11 protein-coding genes are annotated in these 12,989 nt (G+C 35.2%); all 11 read right to left on the bottom strand.

Going from position 1 to position 12,989, the window contains the following annotated elements; translation table 11 throughout:
- Positions 1 to 58 precede the first annotated feature (58 nt).
- The gene (locus tag HMPREF2737_RS03350; protein WP_037551525.1) at positions 59 to 1,684 is read right to left on the bottom strand and encodes a BCCT family transporter; all 1,626 of its coding nucleotides are present in this window, start codon (positions 1,682 to 1,684) and stop codon (positions 59 to 61) included.
- Between the two features lie 363 nt (positions 1,685 to 2,047).
- Positions 2,048 to 3,340 carry an anaerobic C4-dicarboxylate transporter family protein gene (locus HMPREF2737_RS03345; RefSeq protein ID WP_037551524.1) on the bottom strand — a complete coding sequence of 431 codons (1,293 nt, stop codon included), beginning with the start codon at positions 3,338 to 3,340 and terminating at the stop codon, positions 2,048 to 2,050.
- 202 nt (positions 3,341 to 3,542) lie between these two features.
- Positions 3,543 to 3,809, bottom strand: coding sequence for a hypothetical protein (locus tag HMPREF2737_RS03340; RefSeq protein ID WP_037551523.1), 267 nt, complete (start codon positions 3,807 to 3,809; stop codon positions 3,543 to 3,545).
- 177 nt (positions 3,810 to 3,986) lie between these two features.
- Positions 3,987 to 4,766: a CHAP domain-containing protein gene (locus HMPREF2737_RS03335; RefSeq protein WP_037551522.1), complete on the bottom strand. Its 780-nt coding sequence runs from the start codon at positions 4,764 to 4,766 to the stop codon at positions 3,987 to 3,989.
- A 517-nt stretch (positions 4,767 to 5,283) separates the two neighbouring features.
- Entirely contained in the window at positions 5,284 to 6,654 is a 1,371-nt protein-coding gene (locus HMPREF2737_RS03330; protein WP_037551521.1) for a CitMHS family transporter, read from the bottom strand.
- Between the two features lie 404 nt (positions 6,655 to 7,058).
- Positions 7,059 to 7,658: an adenylyl-sulfate kinase gene (gene cysC, locus HMPREF2737_RS03325; protein WP_037551520.1), complete on the bottom strand. Its 600-nt coding sequence runs from the start codon at positions 7,656 to 7,658 to the stop codon at positions 7,059 to 7,061.
- A gap of 16 nt (positions 7,659 to 7,674) precedes the next feature.
- Entirely contained in the window at positions 7,675 to 8,853 is a 1,179-nt protein-coding gene (gene sat, locus HMPREF2737_RS03320) for a sulfate adenylyltransferase (protein ID WP_037551519.1), read from the bottom strand.
- A gap of 51 nt (positions 8,854 to 8,904) precedes the next feature.
- Positions 8,905 to 9,774: a sulfite exporter TauE/SafE family protein gene (locus tag HMPREF2737_RS03315; RefSeq protein WP_011274744.1), complete on the bottom strand. Its 870-nt coding sequence runs from the start codon at positions 9,772 to 9,774 to the stop codon at positions 8,905 to 8,907.
- A gap of 20 nt (positions 9,775 to 9,794) precedes the next feature.
- Complete coding sequence (locus HMPREF2737_RS03310) at positions 9,795 to 10,406, bottom strand: NAD(P)-binding protein (protein ID WP_037551517.1); 612 nt, start codon at positions 10,404 to 10,406, stop codon at positions 9,795 to 9,797.
- 43 nt (positions 10,407 to 10,449) lie between these two features.
- Positions 10,450 to 11,214 (bottom strand): uroporphyrinogen-III C-methyltransferase, encoded by a 765-nt coding sequence (gene cobA / locus HMPREF2737_RS03305; protein WP_037551516.1) that lies wholly within the window; start codon positions 11,212 to 11,214, stop codon positions 10,450 to 10,452.
- 35 nt (positions 11,215 to 11,249) lie between these two features.
- On the bottom strand, positions 11,250 to 12,971 hold the full coding sequence (gene cysI, locus HMPREF2737_RS03300) for an assimilatory sulfite reductase (NADPH) hemoprotein subunit (RefSeq protein ID WP_037551515.1): 1,722 nt from the start codon (positions 12,969 to 12,971) through the stop codon (positions 11,250 to 11,252).
- Positions 12,972 to 12,989 lie beyond the last annotated feature (18 nt).

Here is a 12,989-nt window from a genome sequence, read left to right as displayed (position 1 = left end):
AAAGCTAGCAGATTTTCTAAAGTGTAAAACTTTGAAGAATCTGCTAGCTCTTTTTTATTTATAAGTTGTCATCATCATCTGATTTTTCTTTAACTTGCACAATACGTAATGAACGTCTCTCAATTTCTTTATGTTTATCCGCTCTTGTCTCCAGTTTAATCCGATCTGTATTAAGCGTAATAATAAACGATATCATCATAAAAATAAATATGACAATTAACGGTACACTCGCCAGTAAGGATGCTGTTTTTAATACTTCTAGCGCACGTTCACCACCAACTAACATAAGAGAGAACGGTAAAAGACATAACGCAAATGCCCAGAATAGACGGTTAGCCTTTAATGGTTCTCCAACAACTTTTTTCTGAGATGCGGCAGCTAAAATATATGAACCTGAATCAAATGTTGTCGCCAAGAATAAGAAAGCAGAAATCAAGAACAATACAACAATTAATGATGAGAATGGTAATTGATGCATTACTTGAATAATCGTTGCTTCAGTGCCGTGTGTATTTAAAAAGTTAATCACATTAAATTCACCTGTAATTTGTAAATACACAGCATAGTTTCCAAATATACCAAAGAACAATAGACAGCCTAGTGTACCATAAATAATAGTACCTAGAATGACTTCTTTAAGACGACGTCCTTTTGAAATACGTGCGATGAATAGACCGATAAACGGTGCATATACTAACCACCATGACCAATAGAATATTGTCCAGTCTTGTGGGAAATTCGTTTCTTTACGTCCCTTAATGCCACCAAAAGGTTCCATCCAAGTGGCCATATGGAAGAAATCTCTCAACATATTACCAAAGCTTGTAATCGTTGTTTCCATAATAAATACAGTAGGCCCAACAATAAATACAAAGCCTAATAATAAGAATGATAGCCATACGTTAACATCACTTAATTTTTGAATTCCCTTTTTCAAGCCAGAATACGAACTGACTGCGAATACTACTGTGATTGTTAATAAAATGATTGAACGCACAACCATATTCTCTCCATCGATTCCTGTAAGTTTCTCTATACCAGCAGAAATCATTGGCACTCCAAGAGCAAGTGATGTTGCTGCGCCTCCTAGTAAACCAAAAATAAATAATATATCCACTAATTTCCCTAAGAATTTATCCGTTTGTCCTTTTAAAACTGGACGACATGCTTGACTGATTTTATAAATTGGTTGTTTCTTAACAAATACTAAATAACCAATAGGTAACGCTGGCAACACATAGATTGCCCAAGCGATTGGTCCCCAATGGAACATCCCATATTGTGTTGCATATGTAAGTGCTTCATCAGACATCGCTTTCGCACCATTCGGTGGTATTTGATAATAGAATGCCCACTCAATGACACCCCAATATAAAATATCCGATCCAATACCTGCACAGAAGAGCATAGATGCCCAACTAAAGTTATTGAATTCTGGTCTATCAGTCGCCTTTCCAAGTGTTACATTGCCATAACGACCGAATGCAATATATAGTACAAAGAATAGAATGATTAATCCCATAAATAAATACACGGATCCAATTGAATTGGAAATTGCGCTATTGATATCGGTAATTACTTTTTCACTAGCTTTAGGAAATACCATCATCGGTGTAACAGCTACAAGTAATACGATTACCGTCCCTATAAAAGTCGGCCAATCCATAATTTTTTCTCGTTTCAATTATGTTCCTCCTCAAAATTGTTGTTTCGATAAAAATTAAAAACCACTTTCTTGTCACGGTTTATTCACATAATGACGATATCTAAAATTAAATAAAAATGCAAATTCCATTCAAATTATACTTTTCTGTTTATTGAATAAATATATATTTCAGACATATTTTAAAGCTTTAAAAATTGCCATAACAACAGTGTTAAATTTAAACTTAACGTATTTAACAAATTTTATATTGCATTAATTTCGCATAATAATACTGTTATTATGAATTTATATTTATTTGAATTCTTTTAAAATACCTGTTCATTTTCAAAAGAAAAGACCACTAAACTTTGAGTATTTACCCAAAATTAGTGGCCTTACAATCTATAATCCCAATAAAAATTTAATTAGAAATCCAACCACGATCGATACACCAATCGCAAAGAATCCTGGAATAATAAAACTTGTTGCACGTGTGCGTCCAGTCTCATCTAGATTAACTGCAAATAATAATGTTGGCTGTGCTGGAATGACGAAATTGACATTAAGCGTTTGGACCATTGCAATGAAATACATTGGTGGAATACCCATACTCATGACAATCGGCACCATAATGGAGGCTGTTGCAGTTTGCGAGATAACGATCATTGCTACTATGGCAACTAAGACAATGACTAGCCAAGGTATAGATTGAATTGTTTGTCCAATATCGTCTTGTATAATTTTTAAATTTTGCGGCGCATTAAATACAGTAGCACCTAACCAACCTGGGCCAAGTACTGCAAAGAGTGCACCAATAGCTGATTGCGCAATATTAGATGACAATATATCACTCGTGTTAATCTTCATCATTAATAAATTGATTGCGACACTCAAATACATAAAGAATTGGACGATTTCCGTCATAGTTACTTTAACTTGTTCACCATCAACATTAAATGAAGGCATTAAATTTGGAAAAATACCAAAAGTTAATATACCTACAACACATAATAAAAATCCAACTACGCCTAATTTGGTTTTCATTGTAAATGATTGTTTGACTGTCACTTCAGGCGTATGTGCAATTTCACTTACAGTGACCGTTGTCTTACGACCAACAAATGTACAAAAGACACTTAACATTAACATCGTAATAATCGCTGTAGGTAATACAATACTTAAATATTGTCCCATTGAAATGTGATAACCAGCCATTACTGATATGATGTAAGCTGTTGCTGATGCTGCAGGACTACATAATAAAGCTAAATTTGCAGTCAAAACAGATGCGGTGAGTGGTCGTTTAGGTTGGATATTTGCTCTAACAGCAGTCTTAGCAATAATAGGTTCTAAAGATAACGCAATATTTGCGGTACCTACACCAAATACAAACAGAAAGACAATCATTGGTGCGATAAAAATAATGGATTTCGGGAAACGCTCGATAATTTTAGAAGCAAGAAAGACTAAATAGTCTATTCCTCCTGTAGCTTGTAAAGTACCACCTGCGATACCAATAGATAAAATGATTAAAACTGCAGTGACAGGCGCTGAACCTGGAGGCAATTGAAAACCAAAAATCATAATGAGTTGTGCCACAATGGCGAAGATACCACACCCTAATGCACCAGCTGTGCGAAGCCCTAATATAATAGCCAGTATCATTATGATGATTTCTACTACAAACAGTAGCATGATGAAAGCTCCTAACTTTTCTGAAAATTATTGTGATTTTTTTAACATACATAGTTTATCACTTGCAGATGTTAAAAGTATAGAAATGAAGAAAAATTGAGATATTAAATGTAAATAAAATGTGAACATTCAACCTTACTATTCAATTTAAAAACCCTTGAAAGTATGCTTGATATAGCATCTTCCAAGGGTTTTATAATCATTATTTCTCACGATGATTAATATGCTCATCTTTGAGCGTTCCTTCTTTAGTTGGTGCCTCTTCATAGTCACCATCTACACCTTTATTATCAGTATGACCTTTTGCCATTTCTAAATTTTTCTCAGTTTCTTTTCGTTTTTCTTTTTTAGAGCGTTTATCATATGCTCGTTCTTCTAATAATGAACCCCAAATGAGGCCACAAATAATCGCAATAGTTACAATAGCAATTAGAGCTAATATAATCCACTTAATCACATCAAACGTCATCTCTACTCACCCTCCTTCACAATTAAACATAATATTCTTTAAGCATTATTCATCTTTATATTATGTTTCCCTTTATGCTTGAGCTTCAATCACACGAAGACCTATCTTGTCACAGTCTTTTCTCAAAAAAACCACGACTCCGTATGATAAGGAATCGTGGTTAAAAGTGATTTCAAATTATGAAATGTAGTTGTATGAACCAGCTTGGCTAGCTGAGATTGTACGTGATGAAACGACACCAGGTCCACCATTATAGTTCATTTCTGAAACTTTAACTGAACCATCATCGTTTACACTTTCAACATATGCAACGTGACCGTATGCACCTTGAGATGTTTGCATTACTGCACCTGCTTTAGGTGTGTTATTAACTGTGTAGCCATCTGCAGCTGCTGCAGTTGCCCAGTTATTTGCGTTACCCCAAGTACTACCAATTTTACCGCCTACTTTGTCATATACATAATACGTACATTGACCTGCAGTGTAAAGGTTAGAACCTCCACTTGATTTACCAGCTAATGCTTCGCTACTAGAACTTGAACTAGTTGATTGTGTAGTTGGTGCGTTTTGAGTTGTGACTTTAACGTTACGATCTGAAGTTGAATAACTAGCACCTAAACCACCGCCAGCATTATTGTTTGCTGTGTATGATTGAGTGTATTGGTTTGATTGATTGTTATTGTAATTATAGTTGTAGTTATTGTTTGATTGAGTATTGTTTACTGCTTGGTTGCCAGTGTTTTGTTGACCACCTTGTTGAGCTTGAGATGGGCTCCAGTTACCTTGCCATTCATAATGATAATTACCTTGTTGGTCAATTGTGTAAGTGTAACTATATGAATATGGGTCATTAGGGTTATATCCATTATTGTTTTCCGCTGCGTCTGCATCTTGATGTGCTAATCCGAATGTTGCAATACCTGCTGTTGCGATTGTAGCTGTAGCGATCTTTTTCATAATAAAATATCCTCCTAGAATGTTTAAAGCTTATTTTTTCTCGTGGCTACCTGCAATTGACATATCAGAAATTTTAAATCATTTGATTCAAAATAGTTTTAAAAATTTTTCCTCGTTAAATAACGACAAGACATACTCTAACAGACACACAAGGGTTTGTGTGGAATGTTAAGGGTTTGTAAATGAATCATAATAATTTTACGTTTCATGTAATAAACATAGACTTATATTACAATTATAAAAACACTTCTATGACAGTGCTTATACTATATTAATCAACAATGTATATACCCGACTTGTAAAATATCTGATAATTTTAAAGATGTTTTATTTCATGAACAGTGGGAAATATGAATCGTTTTCAAGGTTTGGCGAGGATATTTTGGAAGTATTTTTTATAATAGTAATGATAAAAATCAAATCCCCCCTTATAAGACATCAGCGACATACTTATAAGGAGGAATATGAGTTTAATTATTCAATTTAAATCTTTTAACAACGTACTGTATCTAGTAATTTAGATTGTAACTGTACCAATTAATACTGCTATGCCTAATAACACAATCGCAAATCCCCAAATCCAAAAGAATGCATACTTAATATATGTACCCATATTTGCCTCAGCGAGACCAATAGCTAACCATAATGCAGGAGAGAATGGGCTTACAAATGTTCCTACAATATTACCGATTACCATTGAATATGCTGTTGAAACTGGATTAATACCAAATTGACTTGCAGTTTGTTCTACTATAGGAAGTAACGCGAAATAATACGCATCTGTACTTGTAAGTAAATCAAGTGGAACACCAAAGAAACCAACAATGATATGTAAAAATGGTCCAACTGCATCAGGAATGATCTTAATGAAATTTAAAGCAATTGACTTTAACATACCTGTCTCTTCTAAAACACCCAAGAACATACCTGCTGCTATAATAACTGCAGCCATCATTAATGCATTTGGTGCATGTGCCTTTAGACGGTTCATTTGTTCATCCACATTTGGGAAGTTAATCACTAATGCAATTGCAACACCAATCATAAAGGCAAATTCTGGCGGTGCAATGTTAGCTAACATCATAACTAATACGATAATCGTCAACAATACATTGGCCCAAATTACCCAACCATGTTTGAGCGCGCGTCCTCTTACAGGAAACTTAATGTCTTGATCTCGTTCGTAATTTTTCACAAGTCGATGAATATCAATGTTTAATGTAGGTTCTACTTCACCGTTATCGATTGCCTTCTTAATTCGTTTCTTTTCCCTAAACCCTAAATAAGTTGCGAAGATAAGTACTAACACGAAGCCAATCAATTGTACTGGAATGATGCCATACCATAATTCGTTAACACTTTTCACTTTCAATACAGAAGCAACACGAGCCATTGGTCCGCCCCAAGGCACCATATTCATAATCGCAGCACTAATTGCTAGTAAAAGAATTAATAAGTATTTGTTCATGTTTAAAGCTTTATATAGTGGTAATAATGCAGGAATTGATAATAAGAAAGTGACAGCACCTGCACCATCTAATTGTGCAAACATACCAATCAATGCTGTGACAATACAAACAATGACTACATTACCGCGAGTCATTAATATAAGTCGTTTGACAATAGGTTTGAACAGTCCACTGTCAGTCATAATGCCAAAGAATATAATTGCGAAGATAAACATGATGACTACGCTCATCACAGATTCTAAACCACTATTAAAGAATTTAACTAAATCTTTAATGCCGTATCCTAATAGCAAAGCACCAATACTAGGAATTAAAATCATACCAACGACCGGACTAATCTTTTTTGCAATTAAAAGTCCAACAATTGAGCCGATAATGATTATCCCCATTATTGTTAACCACATACTATCCCCTTGCATGTGAATTCCCCCTTATTTCGAAGTACGCTTTTCACTTATATAGAAAACGTTTTCATAATTTTATCAGAAATCTGACTTTAATTTAAGACGATATGCAAAAAAAGAGTATGAGAGTGGGACAGAAATAATATTTTCTCAAAATTTATTTCGTTGTATCCCCAACTTGCTTAGCCTGTAGAATTTCTTTAGGAAATTCTCTTTGCTGGGGCCCCGAACCCCAACTTGCTTAGCCTGTAGAATTTCTTTAGGAAATTCTCTTTGCTGGAGCCCCGCCTACCAGGCAAGGATGACTAGGTTTGAAAAAAGCTTGATTCAAGTACATTTTCAAATCAGTCAGCTACTAACAAAATGATAAAATAGGCTGAGACATTTTATTTTGTCCCAGCCTCACACGCATAATAATTTTAAATAATTTCTTTATTCTTCAAATATTCAATAATAGTACTTACTGATTCTTCTACACTTTGATGTTCTGTATTAATCGTAATTTCTGGTTGATGTGGTGCTTCATACGGCGCACTTATACCAGTAAATTCTTTTATTTCACCAGAGCGCGCTTTTTTATAAAGACCTTTAGGATCACGTTGTTCACATGCTTCCACGCTACACTCTGTGTAAACTTCAATGAATTCTCCATCTTCTAAAATTTCACGAACTTCATCACGATCAGCTCTGTAAGGCGAAATAAATGCTGTTATAGCAATTGTTCCCGCATCTACAAGTAATTTACTTACTTCACCAATGCGTCGAATATTTTCCTTACGATCTTCTGGACTAAAGCCTAAATTCTTATTTAAACCATGTCTTACATTATCGCCGTCTAATCGATAAGAATGTTTTTCTAATTGGAACAAAGCTTTTTCAAGTTCTACTGATACAGTTGATTTTCCAGATCCTGATAATCCTGTAAACCATATCACTACACTTTTATGACCATTTTGTTGTTGTCTATCTGACTTAGTAACTTCAGAATCATGCCATGTAATATTACTTGATTGACTCATGCTAAATCCCTCCGAATTAATTTTGTTTTAACCCTTTGATTAAGACTTCAGCTACTTCAGGTCTAGAGAATTTTGTAGGTAATGATTCACCATTTCTTAGTTTTTCTCTTACTTTAGTACCACTTAAATGTACATGCTCTGATGCGTCGTGTGGGCATGTTTTAGCAGTAGCCATGTTGCCACATTTCTCACAATAAAATGCATGTTCAAATTTCAATATTTGAATATCTAGTTCATCTTCAAATTGAGAAATTAATTCTTGTGCTTCATATGTGCCATAATAATCGCCCACTCCTGCATGGTCACGTCCAACAATGAAATGTGTACAACCATAGTTTTTACGTACTGTGGCATGTAGAATTGCTTCACGTGGACCAGCATAACGCATTGCCGCAGGATAAATGACTAAACGCGCTCTATCTTTAGGGAAGTAGTTCTTTAAGATAGCTTGATAACTTTCCATACGAACGTCCGCTGGAATATCATCTGATTTCGTTTCTCCTACTAACGGATTAAGTAAAAGACCATCTACAATTTCTAATGCAGATTTTTGAATATATTCATGCGCACGATGTACAGGATTTCTTGTTTGGAATCCAACGACAGTCTTCCACCCTAAATCATGGAATAATTGACGTGTTTCTGCTGGGTCTAAATGGAAATCAGAGAACTCATCATGTTTAGGTCGATTAATTAATTGAATTGGTCCAGCAAGGTAAACATTCCCTTTGTCATAAACCTTTTTAACACCTGGATGTGCCTCGTCAGTCGTACCATACACATTTTGAGCTTCTTTTTTCTTATCATATGTGTACTTTTCTTCTAATTTCAATGTGCCATATAATTCGCCATCTTCACCATATAATGCGATGTCATCACCGATTTCTAATTTATCCGCTTCTTCTTCAGTAACTGGTAGTGTAATCGGAATACTCCACACTAATCCATTTTCAAGATGTGTATCTTCAACAACTTTAGTGTAGTCAGCCTCACCCATAAATCCTGTTAACGGACTAAAACCACCAATACCGATTAATTCTAAGTCAGAAATTGACCAAGGATTTAAAGTAATCACTTTATATGATTGTGCTGCTTCTAAAAGATGATCTCTTTCTTCACCTTCTACTACGCGGTTAATTAATGTACCACCATGTGGTTTAATCGTATAATTAATAATCTGTTCATGTGTTGTCATTTTTGATAACTCCTTTTCCAATTAATTAGATTAGTTTACTCGGTTTTATTTTCAAGAAAAAGACAATTTTTTGTTGCGAATCACAGTGATAATAACAAGTATCACAATCGCACAAATAATTGCGAATCTTACAATATTTGAAATTGTGTCATCATGTACGAAATAAGTCATTAATGCATTGCTATTTGTGAAGATGATTAAGCCACCAACACAAATGGCTAAAATATTAATTGGTAATATTTTTGTTAAATATGCAGAGATAGGTGCTGCAATCATACCGCCGACACTTAACGCAATAACAAACCACCAATTAATCTGAGTAATACCTAAGAAGATGATGAAACTCAATGACGTTGATAACGTTACAAAAAACTCACTCGCCGATACAGTACCAATTGCATATCGTGGTTGAATCTTATGACTAGCTAATAACAAAGGTGTATTTACTGGTCCCCAGCCACCTCCACCAATCGCATCTAAGAATCCGGCAATAGCACCTTGAGGCACAAGTTTGAAACCACTCAACTTACCAACATGTGTATGAATTTCTCTATTTCTTTTAAATAAAAATTGATACAAAATATATATACCCATTGAAAGTAAGAACAATGCGATATATGGCTTAATATAATCTCCATGTATTTGTGTAAGTAGACCTGCACCAATAAATCCACTTATAGCACCTGGAATAGCTAACTTTAACATGGTGGGCTTATGCACATTCTCAAATTTCCAATGTGATGTTCCTGATGCAGCAGTTGTAGCTATTTCTGAAAAATGTACAGTTGCCGATACAATGGCTGGTGCAATCCCATAAGTTAATAATATTGATGATGATGAGGCACCGAATCCCATGCCAAGTGAACCATCAACAAGTTGGGCTAAAAAACCAGCTAATGCAAATATAAATAATTTTCTCATATATCACATCCCCCCTGACATTAAACTTGTGATTGAAGCCATCGCTTGAATTCTTTTTGTTTCTCCTCATCCAAATAGTCCTCAGATAATACATGTTGTAATAACGCTTGCTTTCTAGATGGCTCTATCGTTGATGCTTTAATAAGTTGTCTACTTTCATATAAAAAATCGATATAACTTTCATAACGTTCATCGTAAGTGTCTTGCAATGTCGATATAATTTGTCGACCTAGTTTAGGACTTGCACCATCTGTAGATACACTAATAGTCAATTTGCCACGTCTAAGCATACTAGGAAACGTCACATTCCCCGCAGAAGCATCTGCAACGTGATTTAACAATGTACCTTCTGGCAAACTATCTTTAACATGTTGATTTACCTCTGGTTGATTTGTCGCAATAATAACTAGAAATGCGTGACTAATATCTTGTGGTTCAAACATTTTTTCAGCCCAAGTCAATCGCTGTTGCTGAAATAAAGTATGTAATTCTTTGGTGATTGAAGGACTAACAATATGAACATGAGAACAGTATTCAACTAATGACTTTGCTCGTCGAGTTGCTACCTTCCCACCACCAACAATGACAATCTTTTTATTTTGTAAATCAATCATAAGTGGCATGTTGCTCATATTGTATCCTCCTTTTATGATTATTCTTTTTTATTATTAATAATTAAGGTAAGGTCATTTCTAAATCCGTAGTTTGTTCTTTAAACCAACTAATTTTTTGTCGCATTTGGACAACATCGCCAATAATAATCATAGCAGGATTTTTTATTTCTGACGCTTTTTCAACGATGTTACCTAACGTACCATCAATTGTTTTTTGAGAAGTCGTCGTTCCTAAATTAACAAGTGCGACAGGCGTGTCAATTGATTTACCATGTTCAATAAGTAGGTCACAAATTTCTGGTAATCGTTTAACACCCATATAAACACAAAGTGTTTCTGGACCATGCGCTAAATGTGCCCAATAATCATCTTTAGACATACCAGGTTTATTAACTGCTGTCACAAAAGCAACTGACGAACTATAATCTCTGTGCGTGACAGGAATGCCTGCATAAGCTGGTGCAGCAATGCCCGAAGTGATACCAGGCACAATTTCAAATGCAATCTGATGTTGTGCCAATATTTCTGCCTCTTCACCACCTCGGCCAAAGACAAACGGGTCACCACCTTTTAAACGAGTAATAACATGTCCTTTTTTTGCTAAATTAACCAACATCCGATTCGTTTCTTCTTGCGGTAATGAATGTCTATTCGGGTCTTTACCACAATAAAAGAACTTTGTCCCTGGTTTAGCTAAATCTAAAATGTCTTTATTGACTAGGCGATCATATAAAATCACATCTGACATTTGAATGGCTTTCATACCTTTGATAGTTAATAAATCAGGATCACCAGGTCCTGCTCCTACTAAATACACTTTCCCCATGTTGTCACCCCGTTTAAAATAACTTATCTCAAACTTTAACTATGGAAGTCTTGTCCTCCATGAACTTTAGCAACAACGCCCGAACGTATGACAAAGTCACCAAAATGCTCACCTTCAAGACGTTCTTTACCATAATCCATAAGAATTGGACGTAGACTTTCAAGAATTTCTTGTTCTCCAATATTCTCTTTGTACAATTTATTTAAACGTTCACCTTTGAAGCCACCGCCTAAATACATATTATATTTGCCAGGTGCTTTACCTATAAATGCAATTTCTGCAAGTGCTGGTCTAGCGCAACCATTTGGGCATCCAGTCATACGGATTGTGATTTCTTCATCATCCACACCCGCTTCATCTAATAAGTCTTCAATCTTAGAGATTAATGATGGTAAATAACGTTCTGACTCAGCCATCGCTAATCCACATGTTGGGAACGCGACACATGCCATTGAATTACGTCTTAATCCCGTATAATTTTTACCATCTGTTAAACCATACTGATCGATAAGACTTTGAATTTCTTCTTTTTTCTCTGGAGTTACATTTGCAATAATTAAATTTTGGTTAGGAGATAATCTGAAGTCACCCGTATGTGTTTCTGCAATTTTTCGTAATGCCGTTTTCAATTGATAATCTTCTGTATCTTTAACACGTCCATTTTGAATGAATAAAGTATAATTCCAAACACCTTCGTCGCCCTCAATCCAACCTAGACGATCGCCATTATGTTCGAATTCAAAATCACGTGGTTCTTCAATTTCCCATCCTAAACGTGTATTTAGTTCTTCTACAACTTTATCCACACCTAAGCGGTCAACTGTATATTTGAATCGTGCGTTCTTGCGGTTCTCACGATTACCATAATCACGTTGAATTGTTAAGATTTTCTCACAAACATCAACGACTTGTTCTTTAGGAACGAAACCAGCTAAACGACCAACTTGTGGGTACGTATCTGTATTTCCGTGCGTCATACCCATACCGCCACCAACTGTGACATTAAATCCGACAAGTGTTTCATCTTCAACGATACCGATAAGTCCGATGTCTTGTGAATAGACATCAATATCATTAGATGGTGGTAAGGCGATACCAATTTTAAACTTACGTGGTAAATATTTCTTACCGTACATTGGTTCAATTTCTTCTGAAGAATCTAATACTTTCTCTCCATCTAACCAAATTTCATGATAGGCATTTGTCTTAGGTAATAGATGGTCACTGATTTTAGTTGCATAATCATTAATCTCTTTATGAATATGAGATTGATATGGATTAGGATTACACATTGTATTACGATTCACGTCCCCACATGCCGCAATCGTATCGAGTACAGACTCATTAATTTTCTTCATAGATGTTTTTAAATTTCTTTTTAAAATGCCGTGAAATTGGAAAGTCTGACGTGTTGTTAATTTCAACGTTTGGTTGGCATAATTATTAGAAATGTCATCCATGGCAATCCATTGTTCAGGTGTAGCTGTTCCTCCTGGTAGACGCACGCGAATCATAAAGCTGTAAGCTGGTTCTAATTTCTGCTTGCGACGTTCGTCACGTAAATCTCTATCATCTTGTTGGTAGCTACCATGGAATTTCAATAATTTAGTGTCATCATCTGAAATAGCACCAGTAAGTGGGTCTGCTAAGCCTTGCTCAATTGTCCCACGTAAATAATTACTTTCGTCTTTTAAATACTCTAAAGCATCTAGCTTCTTATCAAGTTCTTCTGACATTTGCTTATTTGTCTTAGCCATTAAGTACCACCCTTTCTA

The organism is Staphylococcus sp. HMSC069D12 (assembly GCF_001810405.1).
In the GTDB taxonomy this organism is placed as follows: domain Bacteria; phylum Bacillota; class Bacilli; order Staphylococcales; family Staphylococcaceae; genus Staphylococcus; species Staphylococcus haemolyticus.
The sequence above is the reverse complement of the archived record's forward strand: the minus strand, read 5'-3'. Positions and strand labels throughout refer to the sequence as shown.